The 26,276-nt window shown below is 42.6% G+C and carries 27 protein-coding genes and 1 pseudogene; 16 read left to right on the forward strand and 12 right to left on the reverse strand.

Annotated features, from left to right (window positions below; translation table 11 throughout):
* Positions 1 to 351: 351 nt before the first annotated feature.
* Positions 352 to 912 carry a 1-acyl-sn-glycerol-3-phosphate acyltransferase gene (locus ABEF84_RS09790; RefSeq protein WP_347452881.1) on the forward strand — a complete coding sequence of 187 codons (561 nt, stop codon included), beginning with the start codon at positions 352 to 354 and terminating at the stop codon, positions 910 to 912.
* A gap of 231 nt (positions 913 to 1,143) precedes the next feature.
* Positions 1,144 to 1,893, forward strand: coding sequence for a YebC/PmpR family DNA-binding transcriptional regulator (locus tag ABEF84_RS09795; protein WP_034584615.1), 750 nt, complete (start codon positions 1,144 to 1,146; stop codon positions 1,891 to 1,893).
* A gap of 86 nt (positions 1,894 to 1,979) precedes the next feature.
* Here the strand turns inward: ABEF84_RS09795 and ABEF84_RS09800 are convergent, their stop codons facing one another.
* From ABEF84_RS09800 to ABEF84_RS09810, 3 genes and pseudogenes are all read right to left on the reverse strand, one after another.
* On the reverse strand, positions 1,980 to 2,450 hold the full coding sequence (locus ABEF84_RS09800) for an Lrp/AsnC family transcriptional regulator (protein ID WP_034584618.1): 471 nt from the start codon (positions 2,448 to 2,450) through the stop codon (positions 1,980 to 1,982).
* 269 nt (positions 2,451 to 2,719) lie between these two features.
* Positions 2,720 to 3,926, reverse strand: a pseudogene (locus tag ABEF84_RS09805) (IS3 family transposase).
* A 142-nt stretch (positions 3,927 to 4,068) separates the two neighbouring features.
* Positions 4,069 to 4,833 carry a glutathione S-transferase family protein gene (locus ABEF84_RS09810; RefSeq protein WP_034583729.1) on the reverse strand — a complete coding sequence of 255 codons (765 nt, stop codon included), beginning with the start codon at positions 4,831 to 4,833 and terminating at the stop codon, positions 4,069 to 4,071.
* Between the two features lie 303 nt (positions 4,834 to 5,136).
* On the opposite strand from ABEF84_RS09810, the gene ychF reads away from it, so the two are divergent.
* Positions 5,137 to 6,228, forward strand: coding sequence for a redox-regulated ATPase YchF (gene ychF / locus ABEF84_RS09815; RefSeq protein WP_034583727.1), 1,092 nt, complete (start codon positions 5,137 to 5,139; stop codon positions 6,226 to 6,228).
* Between the two features lie 54 nt (positions 6,229 to 6,282).
* Here ychF and ABEF84_RS09820 read toward each other — a convergent pair whose 3' ends face one another.
* Positions 6,283 to 6,828, reverse strand: coding sequence for a DUF962 domain-containing protein (locus ABEF84_RS09820; RefSeq protein ID WP_034583724.1), 546 nt, complete (start codon positions 6,826 to 6,828; stop codon positions 6,283 to 6,285).
* Between the two features lie 102 nt (positions 6,829 to 6,930).
* Here ABEF84_RS09820 and ABEF84_RS09825 point away from each other — a divergent pair, with 102 nt between their 5' ends.
* The gene (locus ABEF84_RS09825) at positions 6,931 to 7,626 is read left to right on the forward strand and encodes a Crp/Fnr family transcriptional regulator (RefSeq protein ID WP_347452882.1); all 696 of its coding nucleotides are present in this window, start codon (positions 6,931 to 6,933) and stop codon (positions 7,624 to 7,626) included.
* 65 nt (positions 7,627 to 7,691) lie between these two features.
* On the opposite strand, the gene ABEF84_RS09830 is transcribed toward ABEF84_RS09825, so the two are convergent.
* Positions 7,692 to 8,159 carry a hypothetical protein gene (locus tag ABEF84_RS09830; RefSeq protein ID WP_347454874.1) on the reverse strand — a complete coding sequence of 156 codons (468 nt, stop codon included), beginning with the start codon at positions 8,157 to 8,159 and terminating at the stop codon, positions 7,692 to 7,694.
* Positions 8,160 to 8,264: 105 nt separating this feature from the next.
* Here ABEF84_RS09830 and ABEF84_RS09835 point away from each other — a divergent pair, with 105 nt between their 5' ends.
* The 6 genes from ABEF84_RS09835 (at position 8,265) to dapC (ending at position 15,237) form a co-directional block, all read left to right on the forward strand.
* A complete protein-coding gene (locus ABEF84_RS09835) occupies positions 8,265 to 9,017 on the forward strand; it encodes an AzlC family ABC transporter permease (protein WP_347473673.1) in 753 nt (250 codons plus the stop codon).
* Positions 9,014 to 9,361: an L-valine transporter subunit YgaH gene (gene ygaH, locus ABEF84_RS09840; protein WP_034583714.1), complete on the forward strand. Its 348-nt coding sequence runs from the start codon at positions 9,014 to 9,016 to the stop codon at positions 9,359 to 9,361. The genes ABEF84_RS09835 and ygaH overlap by 4 nt, the downstream gene beginning before the upstream one ends.
* 198 nt (positions 9,362 to 9,559) lie before the next feature.
* A complete protein-coding gene (locus ABEF84_RS09845; RefSeq protein WP_171077659.1) occupies positions 9,560 to 10,006 on the forward strand; it encodes a hypothetical protein in 447 nt (148 codons plus the stop codon).
* A 126-nt stretch (positions 10,007 to 10,132) separates the two neighbouring features.
* Positions 10,133 to 11,347 carry a formate-dependent phosphoribosylglycinamide formyltransferase gene (purT, locus tag ABEF84_RS09850; RefSeq protein WP_171077660.1) on the forward strand — a complete coding sequence of 405 codons (1,215 nt, stop codon included), beginning with the start codon at positions 10,133 to 10,135 and terminating at the stop codon, positions 11,345 to 11,347.
* Between the two features lie 29 nt (positions 11,348 to 11,376).
* Positions 11,377 to 14,043, forward strand: a complete 2,667-nt coding sequence (gene glnD / locus ABEF84_RS09855; RefSeq protein ID WP_347454873.1) for a [protein-PII] uridylyltransferase — start codon at positions 11,377 to 11,379, stop codon at positions 14,041 to 14,043.
* 24 nt (positions 14,044 to 14,067) lie between these two features.
* Positions 14,068 to 15,237, forward strand: coding sequence for a succinyldiaminopimelate transaminase (gene dapC / locus ABEF84_RS09860; RefSeq protein ID WP_034583706.1), 1,170 nt, complete (start codon positions 14,068 to 14,070; stop codon positions 15,235 to 15,237).
* Between the two features lie 33 nt (positions 15,238 to 15,270).
* Here dapC and ABEF84_RS09865 read toward each other — a convergent pair whose 3' ends face one another.
* From ABEF84_RS09865 to msrB, 3 genes are read right to left on the reverse strand one after another with little or no spacing between them, the layout of a single operon-like run.
* Positions 15,271 to 15,735: an energy transducer TonB gene (locus ABEF84_RS09865; RefSeq protein ID WP_034583731.1), complete on the reverse strand. Its 465-nt coding sequence runs from the start codon at positions 15,733 to 15,735 to the stop codon at positions 15,271 to 15,273.
* Between the two features lie 57 nt (positions 15,736 to 15,792).
* Positions 15,793 to 16,269: a glutathione peroxidase gene (locus tag ABEF84_RS09870; RefSeq protein ID WP_347454872.1), complete on the reverse strand. Its 477-nt coding sequence runs from the start codon at positions 16,267 to 16,269 to the stop codon at positions 15,793 to 15,795.
* Positions 16,266 to 16,685, reverse strand: coding sequence for a peptide-methionine (R)-S-oxide reductase MsrB (gene msrB / locus ABEF84_RS09875; RefSeq protein WP_034583702.1), 420 nt, complete (start codon positions 16,683 to 16,685; stop codon positions 16,266 to 16,268). Before msrB ends, ABEF84_RS09870 begins: the two co-directional genes overlap by 4 nt.
* 227 nt (positions 16,686 to 16,912) lie before the next feature.
* On the opposite strand from msrB, the gene ABEF84_RS09880 reads away from it, so the two are divergent.
* Positions 16,913 to 18,343 (forward strand): pyridoxal phosphate-dependent aminotransferase, encoded by a 1,431-nt coding sequence (locus tag ABEF84_RS09880; RefSeq protein WP_034583700.1) that lies wholly within the window; start codon positions 16,913 to 16,915, stop codon positions 18,341 to 18,343.
* A gap of 50 nt (positions 18,344 to 18,393) precedes the next feature.
* On the opposite strand, the gene ABEF84_RS09885 is transcribed toward ABEF84_RS09880, so the two are convergent.
* From ABEF84_RS09885 to ABEF84_RS09900, 4 genes are all read right to left on the reverse strand, one after another.
* Positions 18,394 to 20,379 (reverse strand): acyltransferase family protein, encoded by a 1,986-nt coding sequence (locus ABEF84_RS09885; protein WP_347473674.1) that lies wholly within the window; start codon positions 20,377 to 20,379, stop codon positions 18,394 to 18,396.
* Positions 20,380 to 20,464: 85 nt separating this feature from the next.
* Complete coding sequence (locus ABEF84_RS09890) at positions 20,465 to 21,016, reverse strand: M23 family metallopeptidase (protein ID WP_347454871.1); 552 nt, start codon at positions 21,014 to 21,016, stop codon at positions 20,465 to 20,467.
* Positions 21,017 to 21,187: 171 nt separating this feature from the next.
* Positions 21,188 to 21,319, reverse strand: coding sequence for a hypothetical protein (locus tag ABEF84_RS09895; RefSeq protein ID WP_264673516.1), 132 nt, complete (start codon positions 21,317 to 21,319; stop codon positions 21,188 to 21,190).
* A 264-nt stretch (positions 21,320 to 21,583) separates the two neighbouring features.
* Positions 21,584 to 22,177 (reverse strand): outer membrane beta-barrel protein, encoded by a 594-nt coding sequence (locus ABEF84_RS09900; protein ID WP_034583691.1) that lies wholly within the window; start codon positions 22,175 to 22,177, stop codon positions 21,584 to 21,586.
* 161 nt (positions 22,178 to 22,338) lie between these two features.
* Here ABEF84_RS09900 and ABEF84_RS09905 point away from each other — a divergent pair, with 161 nt between their 5' ends.
* From ABEF84_RS09905 to ABEF84_RS09925, 5 genes are all read left to right on the forward strand, one after another.
* Entirely contained in the window at positions 22,339 to 22,881 is a 543-nt protein-coding gene (locus ABEF84_RS09905) for an exonuclease domain-containing protein (RefSeq protein ID WP_034583688.1), read from the forward strand.
* A 227-nt stretch (positions 22,882 to 23,108) separates the two neighbouring features.
* Positions 23,109 to 23,891, forward strand: a complete 783-nt coding sequence (locus tag ABEF84_RS09910; protein WP_347454870.1) for a pseudouridine synthase — start codon at positions 23,109 to 23,111, stop codon at positions 23,889 to 23,891.
* Positions 23,892 to 24,003: 112 nt separating this feature from the next.
* Positions 24,004 to 24,399 (forward strand): hydroxyisourate hydrolase, encoded by a 396-nt coding sequence (gene uraH, locus ABEF84_RS09915; protein WP_034583683.1) that lies wholly within the window; start codon positions 24,004 to 24,006, stop codon positions 24,397 to 24,399.
* A gap of 149 nt (positions 24,400 to 24,548) precedes the next feature.
* Entirely contained in the window at positions 24,549 to 24,944 is a 396-nt protein-coding gene (locus ABEF84_RS09920) for a transposase family protein (protein WP_081403466.1), read from the forward strand.
* Between the two features lie 434 nt (positions 24,945 to 25,378).
* Positions 25,379 to 26,201 (forward strand): IS5 family transposase gene (locus tag ABEF84_RS09925; RefSeq protein WP_141667073.1). Its coding sequence is split into 2 segments (ribosomal slippage): positions 25,379 to 25,759 and positions 25,761 to 26,201, totalling 822 coding nucleotides; the frame shifts between segments, so codons are not numbered across the junction.
* Positions 26,202 to 26,276: the final 75 nt, after the last annotated feature.

Genomic DNA, 26,276 nt, shown 5'->3' on the forward strand with positions numbered 1-26,276 from the left:
TGAACAATGAAAGTACTAAAGCAGTTAAGTAAGTCATGTTGAATCATCTCTAGCAAACATGATGGGAAGATACTGAAGCCTATCCAAATCCCTTAGGCTTCGACAAAAGTCTAATAACTATTTTTTGTGCTGAATAGTCATTTTTTTAACTTTTTAAGATTTTTTTTATCTAAATTAAGACTAATACACGATTAATTTAATCACATTTATTAGTTTTAAGTCTTAATAAAATCCAAAATTTGAATCAACAATTAAAAGATTTGTACGCATTTAAAACTTTTAAAAGAAAGGAGCTTGACGGATACAGCGAAGAAGAACAAATTATGAGTTTTTTCACACAATCCCTTCCCTATGTTTAAGAAATTCATTGGCGAATCTGCGTTTAAACTTGCAGGCTGGCAGTATCACGTTGAACCAAATGTACTTGAAGACAAGCAAGTGATTGTTGGTTTTGAACATACTTCAATGATGGATGCTGTGCTCTCTCTGGCACTCTTTCAGATTTATGACATGAAAATTCATACCCTGATCAAAAAAGAGCTATTTAAAGGTCCCTTCAAACCATTACTAGAATCGATTGGCGGTATTGCGGTTGATCGTAAGTCCAATCAGGATATCGTCAGCCAGATGGTAGAGGCTTTTCAAAGTCATGAAAAATTTAATCTGGTGATTGCCCCTGAAGCGACCCGTGCCAAAAATGGTGAAGCGCGCAAACCGATCCGTACTGGTTTCTGGCATATTGCTAAAGCTGCGAATGTACCGATTGTATTAATGTATGCCAATGCCAAAACCAAACAAGGTGGTATTTTTGGCAAGATTTATCCAAGCGAAATCAATCATGACCTTGCCCTGTTAAAACAGCTCTATAAAGAGAAAGTAGGCTTGGACATCATCATTCCAGAAAAGAAATAATTCACTGCAAATGAGATGTTATCTTGCTATAGCATCTCATTTTCTTACTTTATAAAAACATTTCCCCTCTCTCTTCATTTACATAATTTGTTTAAAAGCAGCCCGTCTCGTCTATTTTTTTGTCATTATCGTTAATTCTAAAAAGCAGGCTCTTTTTTTGAAAAAAGCGCTTATGGTAGAATTTGCGCAATTCGATAGGCATACAGCCAATCTACAAGGAGCATATTTCGCATGGCGGGTCATTCCAAGTGGGCCAATATTAAGCATCGTAAAGCAAAACAAGATGCTAGTCGTGGTAAGTTATTTACCAAATACATTCGTGAATTAACCACTGCAGCAAGACTTGGCGGTCCTGATGCAGGCAGTAACCCACGTCTACGTGCTGTTGTCGAAAAAGCATTATCTGTAAACATGACTCGTGACACCATTAACCGCGCGATTCAACGTGGTGCTGGTGGCGATGACAATGACAACCTGAAAGAAGTGACTTATGAAGGTTACGGCGTTGGTGGCGTAGCAGTGATTGTGGAAACCATGACTGATAACCTGAACCGTACCGTTCCAGACGTACGTCACTGCTTTACTAAAAATGACGGTAACCTGGGCACTAATGGTTCCGTATCCTTCATGTTCACCAAACGTGGTGAGATCACTTTTGAAGATGTGGCTTTAGAAGATCAAATCATGGAAGTGGCTTTAGAAGCTGGTGCAGAAGACATCGAAGTGGATGAAGATGAAATTCTAGTCATCACCACTCCTGAAACTTTCGGTACTGTTCAGGATGCATTGACTGCTGCAGGTTTAAAATCTGATAATGCAGAAGTTGTAATGAGCGCTGCAACCAAAGCTGAAATCACCGACATCGATCAAGCCAAGAAAATCATGCGTATGATTGACATGCTTGAAGATCTGGACGATGTTCAAAACGTTTACACCAACGTTGAATTCTCTGAAGAAGTTTTAGCGCAACTTGATGCTTAATCTTCTCAGAATCAAAAAACGCACCTTGGGGTGCGTTTTTTATGTGCATTAAAATAGTATTAAAATAAAAATGTTATTCTCGATTTTTAAACTTTATTCAATAAGCCACTGCAGTTAAAGACATTGTATTCCTTGATCACAAAGCTGGAATGCAATGCCACCACATGTTCAATCTTGCCAATCTTGTTGAGCAGGATCTCACTGTAGTTCTCCATGTCCCGCGCCACCACTTCGACAATAAAATCCGCAGACTGCCCTGTCACCAGGAAGGCATTGATCACTTCCGGAATACTTTCCAGCTCACCGAGGAATTTGGCAAAGGTATCACTATCGTGCTTGCTCAAGGAGACCTGTAATAACACATGCAGGTTAAAGCCGAGTTTTTGATAGTTAATTTCCCGCTTTAAGCCACTGATAATATTCTGGTCAATCAAATGCTTGATACGACGATGGACAGAGCTGACCGACAGATTTACCCGCTCGGAAAGTTCATTCAGGTTGACATCCTCATGAGTTAAAATTTCGAGAATGTGCTTATCAAACCGGTCTAATTCCATCTCTAATCTCTTGTTGCTTTATTCAAATACATCATTGTTTTGCTGATAGTATTGATAATTTTTTCATAAATTACCAGTTCTTTGAAAAAATATACCAAACCCGTCGCTTAAGTTGCTTGATGTAATCTTCCTTACCATTCATCGTATAAAATGCCTTTCAGATAAGCGTAAATACCCAATAAAGCCCTATTTATTATAAGGAATAAATTCGTTATGGATAAAAATCTTAAAAATAGTGCGCTTTTCAAAACGTGACTATTCTCTTGATCCTAGACAGTATCGTGGACAATCGATCCCTCTAAACTTTTAATATATTTCTGTTCAAAGGCTTCTGGACTTAACCAACCGTTTGCAGAATGCCTTCTGACCCGATTGTAATAAATCTCAATATAGTCAAACAAGACCGCATTCGCCTCTTTTCGAGTGACAAACACACTGCCATGCACCACATGGCCTTTCAATGTATGAAAGAAGCTTTCAGTCACGGCATTATCCCATGAGCAGTATACTGCGCAAGGCTGCGTCTAGACATACTTTGAATACAATCATTTGTCAGCAAGAGTGCTCTAAAATCACGACTACAGTACTGACTGCCTTGGTCCGAATGAACCATAACACCTGTTGGATAGCCCTGACGAGCCATTGAATAATGAAACGCATCACACACCAATTGGCGGTCTATTCGATGGCTGGTTTGCCATCCCACGATACGACGACTAAATAGATCCAGCATCACACATAAATACAGCCAACCTTGCTTGGTACGGATATAGGTAATATCCGTTGTCCAAACCTTGTTAGGCTGCATGACTGTAAATTGGCGATCTAACAAGTTTGGTGCTGTAGGCAAACGATGCTTTGAATCAGTCGTATGCTTGTATTTACGTGCAATCTTGCTCCGTAGACCAAGTTTTTTTAGCATTCTTCCAACGGTTCGTTCGCTCATGGTGTACCCTAAATCATGCATGTCATGTACTAATGAAGGTGCACCCAATCGTGCATGATGCTGCCAATATACGGCTTTTAAATCATTATATTTCTGCGCTGGATTGGCCTGGCGTTTTCGCCAGGCATAATAGCCTGAAGTGCTGACACCCAGGCATTTACAGGCAGAAGATACAGTGACTTCATTCACATCCAGATCTTGAATTACCGTGTACTTTTCTTGGCATGATCTGTCAGAAAGTACACATGCGCTTTTTTTAAGATGTCATTGGCTTCCCTGAGCTGTTTGACTTCTTTCTCTAATTCTAAAATCCGCTGTTGTTCTGGTGAAAGTTGGCGTTTGCTTGAACCCGCCGGATTGATTTCACGAATCCATTTATCCAATGTTGAATAACCAACACCTAATTTCTGGGCGATTGCAGCTAAAGATTCGTGCGAGTTTGAAAGTGCATAATCAATTGCTTGCTGTTTAAATTCAGGACTTGAGCAGCATTGCTGCGCAAGATAGCCATTTCTTGAATCTCCAAAGATTAAAGTTACGTTATCTTTAGAGGGACGTGCTGTCCATTATTTTGTCTAGGATCACAGAACGATATTGATCAAACCAGCCCTTGGGGTTAATTCTGATCTTATAAAAAACGCGCTTTATGCGCGTTTTTTTACTTTTAAAATTTTATACCCCACGCCAATCTACTCGCGCATTACGCTCATTGCGATACATCTTTTGAATATATTGTCCCAATGGCAAATCGGCCAGATGACTTTGATATTCTCGATATTCATCCGACATTGATTCAAAGCTTTCCCGTTCCCACGGCGTTCCCGGAATGGCCAATAAAGGGGCCAGAATCGAACAAACCGCAATATCGGCCAGAGAGAAACGTGAACCGACCAGATAAGGCCCGTCTTTTTCTATACGGATCTGATTCAGTTGCTCGACCGAATTCTTAATATATTGTTTTGATTGTTCCAAGGTTTCCGCAGTCAAAGCATAACCCTTGGTCAGAATGGTTTTGAGCAAGGGCTTGGAGAATTTTTCAAACTGACGCAAATAACCCTTTTCTCCAATCAGAATATCCATCGATTCATGATCATAAGATAAAGCCTGAGCCAGCATCCAGCGACGCACATGACGTCCCAGTTCCTGAGTCATTTCATCAATATCCAATGCCTGCTGACGTAAGTTCCCTTCTGCAGGTAATAAACGATGTTCGGGATATTGCTTATCCAGATATAAGGCAATCTTGGTCGTGTCCGCAATCCACTGTTCCCGATCGCGCAGAATCGGTAAACGGTTTTGTCCGGTTTTCAGGCGGGCAAAGGCACGATGGGCACCCGGCATCAGATTTTGCGCAACATATTCCAGCTCTTTGTAATCCAGCATCCAGCGTGCCTTTTCACAAAAATGAGAAAGTGGAAACTGGTATAAAGTGCGCATGTATTCTCCCTGTGGACGGAACTGATGTCTGTTTATATCAGACTTTATAATATTGAATACTTTAGTGATTCAATCTGACAAAAACAATCGGCTTTTCTATCATTTTCACGCTACTCATCATCGGATAAAGAAATCCTGTTTGCATTGGACCATCTGAATTTTAAGTTGGATAAATACAAATTTAGGAAATACCAAATGATGAACCAGGGGATTGTCATAAAGCATCCTCATATCAACTGACTTTATCGGTACTTTCATGTAAAATCACTGGCAATTTTTATATAACGCTTTGTGAGTTATTTCATGGGTTTTAATTGTGGTATTGTAGGCCTGCCAAACGTTGGTAAATCTACGCTTTTCAATGCATTAACTAAAGCTGCAATTGCTGCAGAAAACTTCCCATTCTGTACGATTGAACCAAACACCGGTATCGTGCCTGTACCAGATCCACGCCTGGACAAACTTGCAGAAATCGTAAAACCTCAACGTGTGGTACCAACCACCATGGAATTCGTAGATATCGCAGGTCTGGTGGCTGGTGCTTCCAAAGGTGAAGGTCTGGGTAACCAGTTCCTGGCCAACATCCGTGAAACGGATGCCATTGCTCACGTAGTACGTTGTTTCGAAGACGAAAATGTGATTCACGTGAATGGCAAAATTGATCCGTTAGATGACATCGCGACCATCAATACTGAGCTAGCACTGGCTGACCTGGAAACTGTGACTAAAGCCGTGACTCGCTTAGCGAAGTCTGCAAAAGGGGGCGACAAAGAAGCAATCGCAACTAAAGCAGTTCTCGACAAAATTCTTCCTCTTCTGGACGAAGGCAAACCTGCCCGTGCAGCGAATCTTGATGAGGATGAACGTAAACTGGTTCGTGGTTTTGGTCTGTTAACTCTAAAACCAACCATGTACATTGCTAACGTGGCTGAAGACGGTTTTGAAAATAACCCACACCTAGATGCAGTACGTGAACTGGCTGCTGCTGAAAATGCAATCGTGGTTCCGCTCTGCAACCAAATCGAAGCAGAAATTTCCCTGCTGGAAGATGATGAACGTGCTGAATTCCTGGAAGCCATGGGTATGGAAGAACCAGGTCTGAACGTAGTAATCCGTGCAGGTTATGGTCTGTTGGGTCTGCAAACTTACTTTACTGCCGGTGTACAGGAAGTTCGTGCATGGACTGTGAAAGTCGGTGCAACTGCCCCTCAAGCGGCTGGTGTGATCCATACGGATTTCGAAAAAGGCTTTATCCGCGCTGAATGTATTTCTTATGAAGACTTCGTTCAGTACAACGGCGAAGCAGGTGCTAAAGAAGCTGGTAAATGGCGTCTGGAAGGTAAAACCTATATCGTTCAGGACGGTGACGTGCTGCACTTCCGTTTCAACGTCTAAATTGAAGCCAAGAAAAAGCCCCAAATCTGGGGCTTTTTTATGTATGAATGAAAATTATTTGCTGATCATTTCGGAAAATGTCTCATCCTGCTCCATCAGCAGGCGCTGTTTACGTGCTTCAAGAAGTACTTTCTCTTCCAGTTCCTTGCGAAAGCCAAGTAAAAACACCAGTTCCGCCAGTACAAATAAAGGGCCAATTGCCAGACCAATCAGATCATCCATAAAGGCCGGCTTTTTCTTTTCATAAACGTGACCGACGAACTGAAATGCCCAGCCCACAATAAAGATAAATACACTACTGCTTAACCACAGATTAGTCTCCCACTGTGCGATCCCATAGGCATAGGGATAAGCAAACATAAAAATAAAAGACATCAATAATGCAAAAAATACATCAATTGTCAGATAGTAAAGAATGGATACTGTTAATACTACTAATGCCAATGTCAGTTCATAGCCTGACAGAAAAACGGAAGCCCGTACGGTCAAGCATATGACTGAAAAAACAATGAGTGGAATCCCAATAAAATGCGTGGTGACATTTTTCCGATCAAGATGATAAGCTGCATACTGACTTAATAATCGTTCCAATCTGGTCATATTATTCTTCCTTGTCTGGTCATCCATTGCACTATAATCTAAGTCAAATTTGTAAGTTGTCAGCTGGATGACAACTCTTTAGCGCTCGGAGCATAAAAATCAGTGGAAGAAAAATATCTGATTGAATTAAAAAAGAATAACTGGTTCTCAAAATTACCCGAATTATTTCAAAGTCGTCTGTTAGAACAAGCGGGAATCGTTTCCATTGAAAAAGGACAAGCCCTATTCTATGCAGGTGATCTCTTTGACGGGATTTATGCCGTATTGGAGGGAGCTATCGGCTTAGGTGTCACCGATATTCATGGCAAAGAAGCTGTTTCCGTGATTGCTGAACCCATCATCTGGTTTGGTGAAATTTCACTGGTCGATCAGCAGCCACGCTCGCATCATGCCATTGCCAGTAAAAAATCATTATTACTGCATATTCCAGCGACATTTATTCATCAATTACTGGAAGAACATCCTGTTTTCTGGTTCCACCTGAGTCAGCTCATGAGCCAGAAACTGCGTTATGCCCTGCTCGAACTGTTTTCCATCCAGACCCAGACCTTGCAGCAACGCCTGGCACAACGTCTGCTATTTATTCTTCACGGTTATGGCAATCATCAAGTGATTGAAACCCAGACCATTCAACTATCCCAGGAACAGCTGTCACAAATGTTGATGTGTTCACGCCAGACCATCAATCAGGAACTGCAACAACTGGAAAAAATGCAGATTTTAAAACTTGCATTTAAACAAATCGAGATTCTGGATCTTGCCAAACTCAAGCAACTTGCCAGCACCCAGATTTATTAATTTTTTATCTTACAAAAAATCAGGCTGAGTATTTAACCCAGCCTTATTAATCTCGATCTATCTAATTATTTCTTCGGATCGGTATTGCCTAGAGCAGGATTGGCAATCGCGTCTCCACACTGCTTTTTATCACGTTCATAATCGGCCTGTTTCTGTGCTAGGCTATTACTATTTTCAGCTGTGGTTCGTGCCCAGATTTCCAGACTGGTTAAAGCTTTACGGCATAGTGCATATTTGCCTTCTGTCACCGAATCGGTCATTTTCACATTGATGCGCCAGTCCGTGCTCAGCTTACGCGCTGGCTGGCGAACTTTGGTATCCAGCTGATCGATCTGCTTATTATACACCAGCGGATCAACTTCATTGATGAATTTCCAAGCTTCATTGGCATAGCTGGTGGCATCATTGCTGAGCTTCGGCGCTGGCTTGATTTCTGGTGCTGGCTTGCCCTCTTCACTTCCGCAGGCCTGTAGCAGCAATGCTGTGCTGACTAAAGCAACATTTAACAAGGAACGGGTCTTGAACATTAACATTATCAGGCTCGCCATCTTAAACAATTCGGCACTATGCTAGTAAATTCACGTACAATACTCAATTACCATTTGACCCCTTGTTCAACTCTCCCATCAAGGTGTGCTGTGTCCGAATTTAACCAACACGCTGTAAAACCAGCCAGTTTTTGGCAAGGCGCCAAAGACAGCCAAGCGATTATTTTTACTTACTTGCCCGTATCTTTTGCTTTTGGGGTTTCTGCAACCCAGTTTGGCTTTAGTGCCTGGGAAGCTTTATTTCTCTCCTGTTCCATGTATGCTGGTGCCAGCCAGTTTCTGGTCGTGGCTTTGCTTGGTAGCGGTACGTCTATCTGGATGACCGCACTCACCGTGATTGCACTCGATATCCGTCATCTGCTTTATGGCCCAGCCTTACAAAACCTGATTCAGGATCGTCTCAATCTGAAAAAAACTGCAATCTGGGCCTGGGGACTGACCGATGAAGTATTTGCTTCTGGTATGATCAAATTGTCTCAACGGCGTCAGGAATGGTCGGAATCCTGGATGCTGGGCCTGAGTTTATTTAGCTGGCTATCTTGGGCCACTGGTTCATTCTTAGGTGGATTATTTGCCGATCAAGTCAGTCACTTACCGCAATTTTTACAGGCAGCACTAGACTTCCTGTTGCCGGCCCTGTTCCTGAGCTTCCTGCTGGCAGCCTTTGAAAAGAAACATACTTTTGTCGTGGCTGTAACCATTATCGTTTCCGCAATAGCCTGCTACATGGTTGACCTATCTGCGGCGATCTTTATTGGTATCAGTTCCGGTATTCTGGCTGGGCTGTTCAAGCATTATGTGTTGAAACGTCCCGATCCTGAGTATCTGGGAGAAGAGCTATGAGTTTAGAAATTATTCTGGTCGGGATTATTGTCGGGATTGCCAATTTCTCCTCCCGTTTTGGTCCTTTTTTTGTGATTCAGAAATTGCAGCAAGGCACACAAAAACGTGGTGCGCTATGGCTGAAAATTGCCTTGGGTGCGATCGGGATTTCTGCCATTAGTGCCATGCTGGTGGTCGCTACCCTGCCACCTTTACTGGAAACGCCAGATAAAAGCGTGGCGATGCTGGCCGGCTTTATTGTCCTTACCGCTCTATATTTCAAGTTCAAGCGCATTGTCATGGCGACCTTAACTGCCGCACTGACTTATGGTTTGATTTATACTTATGTACCAATTCATTTTTAAAAATTAAATAAATATATAAAAGGCTTATGCTACATTCAGACATAGGCCTTTTTTAATGAAAAATAATAAATAGAGACATTCATATGTTCGAGCCAAAACAGGTTGTTGAGGGGAAAATCTTTATTCATCAACGCTGGGATGAACCATTACAATATTCACGTAGCAGTTTGCCTGCCTGTTATTTTGAATGTTTTATCCATGCTCAGAACTTTGTGGGTCATTTCCTCGAAGTACATGCTGAATCAAACCCAGCAGATCGTCCATTTACATCCTCAGAATGTGCTCTTTGGTTATTGGAGTTTAAAACAGCGCATATTACCGAATGCGCTACAACTATTTGGCTTTGTATTTGCCCTGCTAATGTTCTTCTTTTCCCTTGCAGCATTTTCTGTTGGTCATTTCCAGTTAGGTAAGGTAATGCTAGATGCCTTAGTACTCTGTCTTATAGGACTTGGATTATTCACCATTGGCTTTGTCCTTCCTTTTGCCCTTCCATATCTCTGCTGGCAACGTTATCAAACCATGAAACTCCTACGCTTGCTGGATTTAAGTCCAGAGCAGATTCTTAAAATGGAAACACAAAACCCGCAAAATCGGATTTATCATTTAAATCCTGTAGCTGATGTCATCCAGCAATCAGCCTGATTTAAGTATTAAATTTCTATTAACTTTATAAATAAAACTGTTGGCCAATATCACAATTTTGTATGAAACTTGGCTTATCTAAGCATTGAGTTCTGCTATGCTAAAAGCCTATAAAATCAAGCATGGATGATTTACATGAGCGTGACGATTGGTACCCCATTACAGGCTTCAGCCTTTAAGGTTTTATTACTGGGTTCAGGCGAACTGGGCAAGGAAGTGGTCATTTCCCTGCAACGTCTGGGTGTAGAAGTCCATGCTGCTGACCGTTATGACCATGCACCAGCCATGCAGGTTGCTCATCAGTCGCATACCTTGAACATGGCGGATCCTGAAGAACTGCGTAAACTGATTGATCAGGTCCAGCCAAACCTGATCGTGCCGGAAATCGAGGCGATTGCGACTCAGGTACTGGTGGAAATTGAAGAGCAGAATATTGCCAGTGTGATTCCTTCTGCAAAAGCGGTGAACCTGACCATGAACCGTGAAGGCATCCGTCGTCTGGCAGCGGAAGAACTTGGCCTGCCAACTTCAGCTTACCGTTTTGCCGATTCTCTCGAATCTTTCCGCGCAGCCTGTGATGACATTGGTTATCCAAACTTTGTAAAACCGGTAATGTCGTCTTCTGGTAAAGGCCAGTCCCGCGTAAAAAGCTTTGCAGAAGTCGATGCTGCCTGGGAATATGCGCAAACCGGTGGTCGTGTAAATCAGGGTAAAGTGATTGTCGAATCACAAATCGATTTTGATTTTGAAATTACCCTGCTGACGGTTCGTGCCAAAAATCCAAAAACTGATGAAATCGAAACCTCTTACTGCGACCCAATTGGCCACCGTCAGGACTCCGGTGACTATGTTGAAAGCTGGCAACCACAGCCAATGACACCGGCTGCATTGGAAGAAGCGAAACGAATTGCCAATAAAGTCACCACTGCGCTTGGCGGTTGCGGTATTTTTGGGGTAGAACTCTTTGTCAAAGGTGACAAAGTGTGGTTTAGTGAAGTATCACCTCGTCCACACGACACAGGTCTGGTGACTTTGGCATCTCAATTCCAGAGCGAATTTGAACTGCATGCGCGTGCGATTCTGGGTCTGCCAGTCAATACAGCTCGTCATAGCGTTGCAGCCAGCGCAGTGATTTATGCTGGTGTAGATGACAAGAACCTGTCTTATTCTGGCCTGAATCTTGCTTTAGCTGACGGCAACACTGACTTGCGCCTGTTTGGTAAACCGGAAGGTTTCAAACGCCGTCGGATGGGTGTGGCCACTGCACGTGCTGAAACCACAGATCAGGCACGTGAACTTGCACAACAGGTGGCTCAACAAGTCAGTGTGAACCAAAACTAAGTAAGCTGAAATAAAACGGACGACTGTTCATGATCAATACCCTGCCATTGCTGAATTACACCAAAAGCATCCATGACATTAAAGCCATCAATGAATGGCGTAGTGATGTGGAACACCAGCTGCAGGAGTATTTTGAAAATGGCGAACCGATCCGTAACATTATTCGCACCCGATCCAGTCTGATTGACGAAGCGCTTGAATTCCTGTGGCAGCATGCCGGACTTGATCAGACTGATTTAGGCCTGTTTGCGGTCGGTGGCTACGGCCGCCGTGAAATGCTGCCTTATTCCGATGTTGACATCATGATCCTGTCTGAGGATGAGATTACCTCAGAACAGGAGCAGCTGATTTCCACTTTCATTTCATCGCTTTGGGATGTGGGTAATTTCAAGCCGGGTATCAGCGTACGTACCATCAGTGAATGTGTGAATCAGGCCAGCAGTGACCTGACGGTTGCCACTACCCTAATTGAAGCTCGCCTGATTACCGGCAATGAAGGTCTGGCAAAATGGCCACGCCGTATCGTGTCACAGTCTTGGACCGATAAGACTTTCTTTGATGCCAAGATGGAAGAGCAGCAAAAACGCTATGCTCAGCACAACAATACCGAGAGCAATCTCGAACCGGATATTAAAAATGCACCGGGCGGTCTGCGTGACATTAATCAGATCGGCTGGATTGCCAAACGCCATTTCCGCGTCAACCGGATTTACGATCTGGTCCATCTCGGTTTTATTTCCGAATTTGAACTCACAGTCTTAGAAGAAGCTGAGAGTTTCCTCTGGGAAATTCGCCATCACTTACATCGCATGACCAAACGCGATGAAAACCGCCTGCTGTTCGACTATCAGCGTGATATTGCAGCAAAATTTGGCTATGAGCGTGAAGAAGGCCAATCACCGAACTACCCAATCGAACAGTTCATGAAGCGTTATTACCGCAATGCCCAGCAGGTATCAACGCTGAATGAAATGCTGCTGGCCTATTTTAATGAATCGGTGATTACCCCACGCTTGCCGAACTATGAGCGCAAGATTGAAGAAATTAACGAGAACTTCAAGCTGGTGGATGGCAAGCTGGCGGTTCAGCACCATAAAATCTTTTCGGAAAACCCAGCTGCCATTCTAGAACTCTTCTATCTACTGGCAAACCGTCCGGAAATTGAAGGCATTCGTGCCCGCACCTTGCGTCTGCTCATTCTGGCCGCTAAACGTATTGATCACAATTATCGTAACAATCCAGCCCATCAGGCGCTGTTTATGGCAATTATCCGTTCGCCTTACCGCCTGTATGAAACGCTAGTGGCGATGAAACGCTATGGCGTGCTGGGTAATTATATTCCGGCCTTTGGTCAGATCATCGGTCTGATGCAGTATGACCTGTTCCATATCTACACCGTTGATGCACATACCCTGCTGTTACTGCGCAACCTGAACCGCTTTAAAGAGCCTGAATTTGCCCGTGATTTCCCGGTCGTAAGTTCCGTATTCCAGCGTCTTGGCCGTCGTGACATCGTGTTCCTGGCTGCGCTATTCCATGACATTGCCAAAGGTCGTGGTGGGGATCACAGCGAACTCGGTGCTGAAGATGCGATTAATTTCTGCCGCGCGCATGGCTTTACCGAACGTGAATGCAATCTGGTCGCCTGGCTGATCCAGAACCACTTGCTGATGTCGATGACCTCGCAGAAGAAAGACATTTCCGATCCGGATGTAGTGAAAGAATTCGCCGAACTTATGGGTGACATGGAGCATCTGGACTATCTCTATACCCTGACTGTTGCCGATATCAATGCAACCAATCCAAAACTCTGGAATACTTGGCGTGCATCCCTCATGCGTCAGCTATACACCAGCGCGCGTGACGTGATTCGTTCTGGTCTGGGGCGTCCAGTGGATTATCAGATGCTGATCGAAGATACCAAATTTGCTGCTAGTGAATTGCTGGTACAAGATTTCTCACTGGCGGAAGTGGAGAAAGTCTGGCAGGAACTTGGTGATGATTACTTCGTCAAAGAGTCAGCAGATGAAATCGCCTGGCATACCCGTGCCATTCTGGAACATGGGGACAACCCTGAACCACTGGTGCTGATGCGTGCCCACCATAAATTCGCTCAGGATGCGGTACAGATCTTTATCTATACTCAGGACAAACCAAACCTGTTTGCAACCACGGTGGCGATTCTGGACCGTATGGATCTGGACGTACAGGATGCACGGATTATTACGGCAGCCAAAGCCTTTAGCCTGGATACTTATGTGGTGCTGGATCGTTTCGGTACTTTGCTGACCGATCCGGAGCGCGAAAGTAAAGTCATTGAATCGCTAAAAACAGCCCTGAGTCAATCTGACAAATATCCTGGCCTGATGCAGCGCCGTATTCCGCGCTTGCTGCGTCACTTTGACATTGAAAATACAGTGGATATCAACCTGAATCCAGTGCTGAACCAGAATATGGTCGAAATCGCTACGCTGGATCAGCCCGGCCTGCTTGCCAAAGTCGGTGGTCTGTTTATGATGCGTGGTCTGGATATCCATTCTGCTAAAATTGCCACACTGGGCGAACGTGCCGAGGACATTTTCTTCGTCACCAAGAAAGATGGTCACCCTATGACACCTGAAGAATCCGCTGAATTTGCAGCAGCCCTGAAAGCTGCACTGGATGAAGCCTCTCATCAGGTCAGTAGTCAACACTAAACATTAAAACGCGGTAACTCATTCATGAACTCTAGCTTGTCTTTATTGCATCCTTATCCATTTGAAAAGTTAAATAAACTTTTTTCGGATATTAAGCCTGCGGATCTGCCTTTAATTCCCCTGTCGATTGGGGAACCAAAGCATCCGGCTCCTGAGTTCGTGAAACAGGCGATTATCGACAATTTTCAGCATCTGTCGACCTATCCAAACTCGAAAGGTCTGCCTGAGTTACGTAGCAGTATTGCCAACTGGCTGACTCGCCGCTTTAAGCTGAACAGCATCAGTGCAGATAGCAACGTGTTGCCAGTATCCGGTACCCGTGAAGCGATTTTCTCTTTTGTACAAGCGCTGATTAAACGTGAAGATGCCCCTTATGTGGTGATGCCGAATCCGTTCTATCAAATCTATGAAGGTGCAACCCTGCTTGCAGGTGCGAAGCCATACTTCATTAACTGTACTGAAGAAAATAACTATCTCGGTGACTTCGATGCGGTTCCTGCAGAAGTCTGGGAAAAAACTGCATTACTGTTTGTCTGCACACCGGGTAACCCAACGGGTGCAGTGCTGTCTAAAGAACAGTTTAAAAAACTTATTGCGCTGTCGGACCAATACGGTTTTGTGATTGCATCAGACGAATGTTATTCAGAACTGTGGTTTGATGAAGCACCAACTGGCCTGCTAGAGGTTTGTGCTGAAATCGGCCGTGATGACTATAAAAACTGTATCGTTTTCCACTCACTGTCTAAACGTTCCAACCTGCCAGGTATGCGCTCAGGCTTCGTCGCTGGTGATGCAAGCCTGTTAAAACCGTATCTGCAATACCGTACTTACCACGGTGCAGCAATGCCGGTACAACATCAGCTGGCATCTATTGCCGCTTGGGACGATGAAGCGCATGTCGAAGAAAACCGCGTACAATACCGTGCCAAGTTTGACCTGTTTCAAAAAGAACTTGGTCACCTGCTACCACTGAAAAAGCCGGATGCTGGTTTCTACTACTGGCTGAAAGTTGATAATGACGAAGCGTTTGCTAAACGCTTGATGGAACAGGCTCATATCAAGGTACTTCCTGGCCGTTACCTGTCTCGCGATACCGAACAAGGCAATCCTGGTGAAAACCATGTACGCCTGGCCTTGGTTGCTGATCTGGCACAATGTAAAGAAGTGATTAAACGACTCAAATCGATTCTCTAATCACATCACACTAATATAAAAAATCCACTGTTGCTACAGTGGATTTTTTATTGGAATGTCATGCTGCAAGGTATAGGTCAGATTCTGGTCCACGCCGCGGATCGGTTCCAGCTTAGCTGCCATCACGGCATCCTTAATCTTGGCATCCACCACCTTCAGACCTGAACTTTTGATGATCTCCACCTGCGTAATCAGACCACTATGCGCAATCACGGTCATTTTGATGGTGGCTGTTTTGGCACGCTGCAGTTCAGCATCAGTAAATTTTAGATAGGGTTCTTTCAGCCAGGTCACTTCATAATGCTGTTTCTTTGCGAGCAAATGTGCAGGCACCGCATTATCCACCTTAGGTGGTGTATAGGTCGGCACGGGCTGCTTGAGTGTATTCAGCAACTGCTGGACTTTTTGATCAGCTTCACTTTGTGCATAGACAGAAGGAATTAATAGTCCAATAGCTAAGCTACACAGCAATTTTTTGAATATTGGTAGAAATGACATGACCATATGTGGGTAGATGAGATCAGGCGGCCTTAAGACCGCCATAAATATAAGTCATTATAGGGCTTTTTCGATCTCGGCTTCTAGCTGTTCCGGCTTGGTGGTCGGGGCAAAACGATTCAAAATTTTACCATCACGGCCAATCAGAAACTTGGTAAAGTTCCATTTGATGCCATTGCCGAGAACACCTTTGGAATTATTGGTCAGGTAACGGAAAATCGCATGCGCTTCCGGACCTTTGACATCAATCTTGGAGAACATCGGGAACGTTACCCCATAGTTCTTCTGACAGAAGGCTCCAATCTGCTCATTTGAGCCTGGATCCTGCCCCCCAAACTGGTTGCATGGAAAGCCGAGCACCTCAAATCCCTGGTCTTTATATTTCTCATATAGTTTTTCCAGTCCGGCAAACTGCGGGGTAAAACCGCACTTGCTGGCTGTATTCACGATCAATAAGACCTTCCCCTCATAATCTGAAAATTGTTTTATTTTTCCATCTAACAATTCAGCTTCAAACTGATATATGTTGGTCATGGATAATTTTCCTCATCGGTTTTTTCTTCTGTTTTTAATTCTAATGAAGCGGAGTTCACACAGTAGCGTAGTCCAGTTGGCTGTGGCCCATCCGGAAACACATGCCCCAAATGTGCGTCACAATAATGACAAACAATTTCAGTTCTCACCATACCATGCGAGGTATCGGTATGCTCTTCGATTGCAGCGCTATTAATTGCCTTGTAAAAACTTGGCCAGCCGCTGCCGCTGTCATATTTGGTTTCCGACGAAAATAAAGGGGTACCACAACAGCGACAGACATAAGTGCCTGCCTGCTTGGTATTCCAGTACTTACCGGTGAATGCGGGTTCAGTCCCTTTTTGACGAGTGATACGGAACTCTTCCGGCGATAACTCTCTTTGCCATTCTCTGTCTGTTTTACTGAGTTTTCCCATGATACGTCCCTTTCTATCTTTCTATTTAAAATAGGATAATCCTATATTTACGTGATTCACTTTAAATTTTCTAGTGTTTATTTCACAATTTACAAAAGATATATAATCCACTAAAAAGCAAAAAGTAAGCAAAATAAAATACAAAAGTAAGCAAATTATCCAATAAATGCTTTTTTGAAGATTGTTTTAGTGGTAGGCTTAGGACTAAATTTTCTCAGGATTAAAAAATGTCGCAAAAAAAAAGCGTAATTTTTAAAAATCTGTTGCCTGTGATCAGAAAATATCAGCAGCTTGGATTTACGCATGAAAAAATTGTTGCATTACTCCGAGAGGAACATAATCTCGATCTAGTCACCACTGAGACATTTAAAAGCTATTTATATCGTTATGCAAAAGTGACCTCCACGCCTACTGGGAACATCAAAATGCCGAACACTCTCCAAAACCGTCGCGAAATCAAGAAATCGTCTAAGCTTGAGCATGTATGCTACGACATTCGCGGACCTGTGTTACGAGCGGCCAACGAGATGGAGGAAGCCGGACATAAGATTATCAAACTAAATATTGGTAACCCTGCTCCATTCGGCTTTGAAGCACCGCAAGAAATCATTAATGATGTGGCACTGAACCTGCCAAATGCAATTGGTTATACCGACTCTAAAGGTATTTTCCCGGCGCGTAAGGCGATCTGTCAGTATTATCAGCAGAAAGGCATTCTCAATATGCATGTCAATGATGTGTATGTGGGTAATGGCGTATCTGAACTAATCGTGATGGCAATGCAGGGTCTGCTCGATGACGGCGATGAAATGCTGATTCCAATGCCGGACTATCCACTGTGGACAGCAGCTGTAAACCTGTCAGGCGGTACTGCGATTCACTATAAATGTGATGAAGAAAACTTCTGGTATCCAGATATCGCGGATATGGAAAGCAAGATCACCCCGAATACCCGCGGGATCGTGATCATCAACCCGAACAACCCAACGGGTGCAGTTTATCCACGTCATGTATTGCAACAAATCGTGGATCTGGCGAAAAAACATGACCTGATCCTGTTTGCGGACGAAATCTACGACAAGATTATCTATGACGGCATTGAGCATGTGTCTGTGGCTTCACTGGCAGGTGATCATCTGTGTGTGTCTTTCAACGGTCTTTCGAAAGCCTACCGTATTGCCGGTTACCGTTCTGGCTGGATGGCAATTACCGGTGATAAATCCCGCGCAACCGACTACATCGAAGGTCTGGACATGCTGGCATCAATGCGTCTGTGTGCCAACCATCAGGCTCAATACGCGATCCAAACAGCCTTGGGTGGTTACCAGTCGATTAATGACCTGATCCGTCCAGGTGGTCGTCTATACGAACAGCGTAATATTGCCTGGGAAATGCTGAATGACATTCCAGGTGTGACCTGTGTCAAACCAGAAGGTGCGATGTACTGCTTCCCTCGTCTTGATCCGGAAATCTACCCGATTGAGGATGATGAGAAACTGATGCTTGATCTGCTGCGTGCCGAGAAAGTGTTATTGGTTCAAGGTACCGGCTTTAACTGGCCAACCCCGGATCACTTCCGCGTGGTATTCCTGCCAGCTGAAAATGAACTGCGTGAAGCACTGACCCGTTTAGGCCGTTTTCTGGCGAAAATGCGTTAATTTATACGATGTAAAAAAACCGCGTTTTAAACGCGGTTTTTTTATGCCTTCTATTTAGCTTGTATATCTTTTAATGGATTGCCAAAGCGTTTCAGATATTCAATCCCGAGCTGGCGTGAACCTTGGTCATTGATGTGATTGTCGTCCTTCAACCGGTATAAAGGTACATGATTGACCATGATCTGGCAGACTTTTTCATCACAGATTACTTTGTTCGGATCAATCACTTTTAGATTTGGATACTGCTGTTTTGCTTCAATCAGAATCTGGTTAAAAGCTTTGAGATGCATTTCATAACTCTTTCGAGAAACCGTACATTGAGCATGACGATGCAAGATTTCACTGCGGATATTACAATCCGATGGAACATCCTCCCAGTCCAGTCGTGGCACATCATTCAATAAAACGACCTGATCAGCAGCTTGATGTGTGATTTCCAAAGCCTTCATCAATCCTGCTTTAAAAATTTCTTTTTGGTCTTGGTGTATACCATCTTTTAAGCGTACTTCATCACTAAAATACGGTGCATAAGACCCAGCTAAAATGATCATCGGGTAATGATTTTCTGCTAAATACTTAGTCAATGCTTCATTGCGCTGCTGGAACTTGCTCAGTTCATCCCAGTGATTCTGTTTTAGGTCAAAACGCTGCACACCAGGCAGATAGAAAGTTGAGCTTTGCGCGATGTCATAGCCACGTAAATTGGCATCTTTGGCCCATTCATCCAACATGGCGGTATAAGCATTGGCATGCGAGTCACCAATTAACAGGAAATCAATCTCTTCTTTATGTGCTCCCAATACGCAATCTTGTGCCTTCGGTAAGGTTTCAGGAGCTGTGTCCATACAATTACTACGGATTACATGCGCATAGGCATGTAGAGCTTTTTGTTGGGAATACACTGACGGCGAAAAACGTTCTGGAAAACCTTCATGCTGCTTCACCATCTGGGCAAAACTGACAAAGCCAATTGCTGGTAGCAGAAAGCCCAGAATTATCACTTTGTAATTGGCTGCCATCACAAACCGTTTTAGCGGTTTTTCTGCCAGCCGGTAAGTCAGAAATGCTAATAGTACTGACAATAAGATAATGATGATCTGGTTTTCCATATTTAAAGGCAACATGTAAATGCCGAACAATACAATGATCGGCCAGTGCCACAGATAGAGCGGATATGAAATCTTCCCGATCCAGGTACTCAATTGATTGCTCAACAGGATATTGGTTGCAGGAAGCGATTGTCCCAGATAAATAATCACTGCTGTGGCTAGGCATGGAATCAGTGCCATCAGTCCGGGAAATGGCGTTTGCTCATCAAAATATATAGCTACTGTGAAAAGAACTATGACCCCAAGCCAGATCAAAACCTGTAATAATCTTTTCGGTAATTTCAGCTGTGGCAGACAGGTGATTAATGTCCCGATCAATAGTTCAAATGCCCGTACCGGCATACTGTAATAGGCTTTGGCTGAATTTTCAGCCAGTCGATACTGGGCATAGAACAGTAAAGCAATAATAAGCGTACTGATTAATAGCCAAAGATATTTGCGTGAGGCTTTGCTTAAAAACAGCCATAAGATTAAGGGCCAGAAAATATAAAACTGTTCCTCTACCCCCAAAGACCATAAATGCAGCAGCGGTACATTTTCCACATTCGGGCTAAAGTAATCCCCTACCTCATTACGCATATACAGGTTGGCCATCAGAACTGTGGCATACATGATGCTTTTAAAATATTCGGTCAGTTCGCCTGGGAACATCACCTGCCAGGCGATCAAGCTAACCATAGTCAGGACAGTGAAATAAGCGGGAGCCAAACGCACAACACGCTTTTTATAAAATCGTGCCACGGAAAACTGTTGTGATTGCATATCACGCGTCAGAATCGTGGTAATCAAATAGCCGGAAATAACAAAGAAGATATCAACACCAATATAGCCGCCGGAAAACAGTGACCAGCCTAAATGGTTGAAAATGACCAGTGATACTGCAATGGCACGCAGCCCATCAATATCTGGCCGATAAGCAATGCTCATAAAGTTCGTAAAAGCGGGAGATGCTTTATTTTATGCTTTTCATTGCTTGAATTGTGTTCTTTTACATTTATCTTACATAGCCGCTTTATTTTAATTCTTCAGCTTTTAGATAAGGATAGGGATTGGCTGCACCTTTCCCGCTCAAATAAATACCATAGTGCAGATGCGGTGGCGTGGTTTTAGCATTCCCGGTATTTCCAACATAGGCAATCACTTCACCCGCTTCGACCCAGTCACCTTCCTGAATATGCTCGGCATAATCCTCCAGATGGGCATAGTAATGATTAGTAAGTTCAGGCCCGGTAATCCAGATCACTTTACCACCTAAATTATTGGTGCCAATCTTCCTGACGATGCCGTTAGTGGCACTCAGTACAGGCGTACCGTGTTTGGCAAAAATATCAATTCCCTCATGTTGCCGCCCTTCACTCCGTGCAGCACCCCAAGTGTCGTTGAGCTGTCTTTGCTTCACACCTTCTACTGGAATAGTTAAGGGTTGGGATAATGGATCTTTCCTCAACTGCCAGTATAAATAAGGGCTTTTCCAACCCGCAGCCTGCCCCGATGGTGGTGGTTCACAGCCAGTCAGACTAACCAAGATAGAGATTAATAATAAGGAAACCGTCAGATGCTGCACTACTTATTCTCATTTGCTTTTCTGCTTTAAATGATCTTATGCAATTCGGTTTAGACTCACGTCCTGTTCTTGTAATTTTTCTTCGCGATTATTTGAACATTCAGATTCCGTATAAACAACAAAACCCTCGATCGAGGGCTTTGTCTAAATACCTGGTATTCCTATTAGGGACTATTTACGTTTTTTTGCCCGTGATGGTTTAGATTTTTGCGGTTGTTGCTGTTGCTGTTGTTCTTCGTCCTGCATAGACTCCTTCTTGTCCTTTTGCTGAACTTGCTTATGTTTTGACTGAGATCTAGCCATACCAACTCCTGAGAGACTTTTCTCTATTACACAAGATCGTATGACTTACTCTAGCTGGTCTTTTAAATATTCCAATCTAAGAGCTGTATCAAAATACGTGAATGTAAAAAATGAAATCTTAAAGGAATGACTTTAATATGAATAATTCATTTACTCGGTTACGAAAACTACATGTTTTTACATGAAAAAACAGGAAGAAAAATCTTCCTGTTGTTGAAAATTAGATATCGCAATACTTCAAGAATGTCTCAGGGATTCAAAACTCTAAAAATTATAGCGAACACCCAGCTTATAAATTAAACCATCCAGATCAACTGCATGCAGTTTTCCTGCTGCACAGTCTCCATCAATACAGATACGGGTTTTGCGGTTATATAGCCACTTATAGCCTAATGTGCCAAATAGATCGACTTGTGCAGATGGCTTAAAACCCAACTCGGCATTAACAGGTACCGTGATATATTTTAGTTCGACCTTGGTTTTGCCTAGATCTGGATCAGTATCCTTATCTTCCATATAGGCATAACCCACACCTAAAGAGCCGGCAGTATAAAGGTCATTGTTCTCATAAAATTTGTATTTATATCCGACTGTACCTTCACTCGCCCAGAATTCATCTTTCATGTAGCTATATTCAGCCCAGATACTGGCTCTCGGATGACTATGATATTCCAGGTTTACAAATGCACCATTAAAGCTCTCGTCTTCGAACCAGTCATGTGACTTCATATTAAAGCCTGAATAGCCCACTGCCACACCAATATTATATGGTTTGCTTTGATACCCATAAGCAGGTGAATTTGCCTGTGAAGTTACAGAAATGACCCCAATTACCCCGGCTAAAATTAATTTTTTCATAAGATCTCTTCTTTATTATTAAGCGTTTAAGATACTAATTTATTGATCAAAAATAAATCAAGAAATAATCAAATCGGGTAAAAATTCTTAGATGGATGGCGGAGTTCCTCTCCCCCATAATAAAGTCAATCCCGTCTTGATTCCGCTTGAAAAGAACACGTATGAAAAAAGAAGTTTTTATCTCTGTTGATATTGAAGCCTCTGGTCCAATTCCGGGCGAATATGACATGCTCTCGTTTGGCATGTGCCGGATTGATCAACCTGAAGTTCAGTTTTATTGTGAATTACAACCTGTCTCGTTTAAGTTCAATCCTAAAGCCTTAGAAGTTGCAGGATTTGATCTAGAGGAATTGGCAAAGACCGGTCTTGAGCCAGCAACAGCCATGCAGAATTGCACCCAATGGCTAAAAGAAAATCTTTTAAAATCCGAAACACCGATCTTTGTGGGATTAAATGCCAGTTTTGACTGGTCATTTATGAATTATTATTTTCATAAATATACCGGTAATAATCCATTCGGTGTAGCGGCTCTGGACCTTAAGTCCATGTACTTGGGTGCTTTTGGAAGTACCTGGCTGGAAACCCGAGCAAAAAATATGATTGAGGTTTTAAACCCTGAATCGCGTGGCAATCATAATGCGCTACAAGATGCGATCTTTCAGGCGGAGCTATTTCGTTTAATTATGGACAAGATAAAACATTGATTCACTTACTTTGAAAAAGCAGATAAATGATCAATAGTGTGATAATTTTATGGTTATATCTGTTTAGGCTATTAAAAATAATTTGAGATTCACAACATTTTCAGGTCATCTTCCCGCATAATAGCAACCTATAAATTCACCCTTTTAGATTTCACTGGGAGATCACGACCTTTCCCCGCCAGAAGAAATCTGCTCATTTTATTTTGTATTTATAGAAGTTTTTTCCTATGAAAATCGTCATTCTAAATAAACCATATGGCGTCCTCTCCCAGTTTCGTAAAGACGAAGCCCACATGACGATGTCTGATTTCGTTGATGATCCTACCTTACGTCTGGCGGGTCGTCTCGATATGGACTCAGAAGGTTTGGTATTCCTGACTGATCATGGTGGCTTAAACCAGTTCATCACCAATCCTGCCAATAAAAAATTCAAAACCTATCTGGTTCAGGTCGATGGAGATGTCACTGAAGAAGCACTGGAACAACTGCGTAAAGGTGTTGAGCTGAAAGATGGCATCACCTTGCCAGCGAAAGCCATCAAAGTTCAGCAACCAGAATGGCTATGGGATCGTGATCCTCCGGTACGTTACCGTGCATCCGTGCCGACATCTTGGGTAGAAATCTCGATCTGTGAAGGCCGTAACCGTCAGGTACGTCGTATGACAGCAGCAGTGGGTTTTCCAACTTTGCGTCTGATCCGTACCAAAATCGGTTCGATTGATCTGGTTCAACTTGGTCTGCAACCAGGTGAAACCAAAGAGATTGAACCTTTACTGTATCCAGACTTTAAAGATGTGCCTGAAGAACAGCCATATCGCTCACGTTCTTATGTGAAAAAGCCAGGCGGCACTGGAGGCAAACCAATCAACAAGAAGGTGAATAAAGACGGTACCAAGAAAAAATCAGGTACTCCACGGATCTGGCAAATGGAAGAAGGTGAAAAACCACGTCGCAAAACCAATGGTACCACCCGTCCAAATACCAAGAGCCGGGGCCGTCGTCCTCGCTAATTCGATGATTCCTTAAAGGGTGCTACAGCGCCCTTTTTATTACATAAATTAAATCGTTTTTATTTTTCAATTGATTAGAATAATACCAAGTATTCATTTTGCGATGAGTCTCATGAAAAAAATAATTTTAACTTTAGCTGCAACTATGCTTCCTACTTTTAGCTTTGCTAATCCTTTAAGTGTTCATGTATTGAATCAGGAAACTGGCTTACCTTCTGCCAATGTGGCTGTGATTTTAGAAGCTCAACAAGGTGAGAAATGGGTCAAACTGAATGAAGCCAAAACAGATAAGGATGGCCGTGTAAAGGAGCTTTATCCTAAAGAGACTGCATTACAGAAAGGTGTTTACAAGATAACGTTTAAAACTGGGGATTGGTTTAAGGCAAATAATCAACGGACGTTCTTCCCAGAAATTCCGGTAGTCTTTGTAATTGATGGCACTTTGGACCATTATCATATTCCGCTGTTGTTGAGTTCTTATGGTTACTCGACATATCGAGGAAGTTAGTTATAAGGATTCTATCTTTGCGATAGGAGCGCTTGTATTATCTTGAAGTTGAATATTAAGAATAGGCCTCTTTCATAAATCAAAAAACGAACAATCTATTGTTGATTATTTGTACCAAAGAATTTTAAATATTCATGCATAATTTGCGGATGAAATACATCGATTCAAAGAAGCTTTCTGAAACACAGTTCAAGCGGTACACCGGCATCTCATGGTCAACCTTTGATTTAATGGTTGAGGAGTTGCAAAAGCATATTCCTGCGAAAGGTAGACCACCTAAATTGAGCATAGAGGATCAGATTCTTCTATGCTTAAGTTATTGGCGCGAATATCGAACATTATTCCATGTCGCAACAAGTTATGGCGTGTCAGAACCCACTGCTTCAAGAATTGTCCGTCATGTAGAGGACTGCCTGATCAAGTCCAATTTATTCAATCTACCAAAGCATTTGCCTGAAGGCGAAGGCATTGACTGGAATGTGGTTATTGTAGATGCCACAGAAATTCCAATCCAAAGGCCTAAAAAAACAGAAGAAAAGCTATAGTGGTAAGAAGAAGGCTCATACATTCAAAGGGCTTTGTTACACAAAGATTTCATAACTATATGATTTTAGAAGTTTTGATTATTTTTTGATCCAAAATTAAATTTATTTAAATCAGATGCTTACATATTTATGCAACAAAGCCCATTCAAAGTACAGGCCATCATTCATTATCAAACTTAAAAAATCCTGAGTTTATGTACCAGCCACGGTGCCGTACATGATTTCGAGCTCTTCAAACGTAACTTGAATCAGATTCCTGAAGGTGCCTTTATCCTTGCAGATAAGGGTTATCAGGGAATTTATACAGTGTATCCAAATAGCTTGTTGCCATTAAAAGCAAAGAAGCGCAGCAAACTAGATCCTGAACTCAAAATTTATAATCAGGAAATCAATAGACCTCTTGCGAAAGTAAAAACTACCTCAATATAGATTTCATGAAATATCAGAAATTAAACCGTTTTTCAGATTCTGAATTCAAGCGCTTGGTTGGTGTACCTCGACCAGTTTTTAGTGAAATGGTCGAAGTTTTAAAAGAAGCAGAATCACTTAAAAAGAAATCTGGGCGTCCTCATACTTTAGCTATAGAGGATCAATTATTATTAACACTCAATTACTTACGGAATTACAGCACTCAATTGGAATTGGCTGCAAATTACCATATCGCTGAAAGTAATGTGAATCGAACTATTAAAAAGGTTGAAGATGCATTAATGAAATCAAGACGTTTTACCCTGCCAAAACGAAGCATTACCACAGCAGACGAACAATTTAACTGGGTAATTATTGATGCGACAGAATGTTCAATAGAACGCCCGAAAAAAAAATCAGAGTAAGTTTTACAGTGGTAAAAAGAAGAAACATACGTTAAAAGCCCAAGTGATCTATCATCCGAAGAGCAAACAAATCATAGGAGTAGATATATCGTCTGGCAGTCAGCATGATATTAAATTGGCAAGAAAAACAGTTAAGAAATTCAAACATTGTGACTATGTTATGACCGATTTAGGGTACTATGGGTTAGAGCAAGATGGCTTTAAGTTATTGATGCCAATAAAGAAAAAGAAGAATTTCCCCTTATTTGATGCTGAGAAAAATTACAATAAAATGATTGGAAAAATACGAGTTGTAATCGAACATATTAATAGTCAATTGAAAAGATTTAGAATACTAAGTGAACGCTATCGAAATAGACGAAAAAGATTCGGTTTACGCATTAACTTAATCGCTGCACTGGTAAACCGGATGAACTTGCAATAACGACTTTCGCAAGAGGTCTAATAAAAGAAGAATTGGTATTGAGCATGTATTTGGCAGTTTGAAAACCTTCAAAAT

Source organism: Acinetobacter sp. ANC 7912 (assembly GCF_039862785.1).
GTDB classification, from domain to species: domain Bacteria; phylum Pseudomonadota; class Gammaproteobacteria; order Pseudomonadales; family Moraxellaceae; genus Acinetobacter; species Acinetobacter thermotolerans.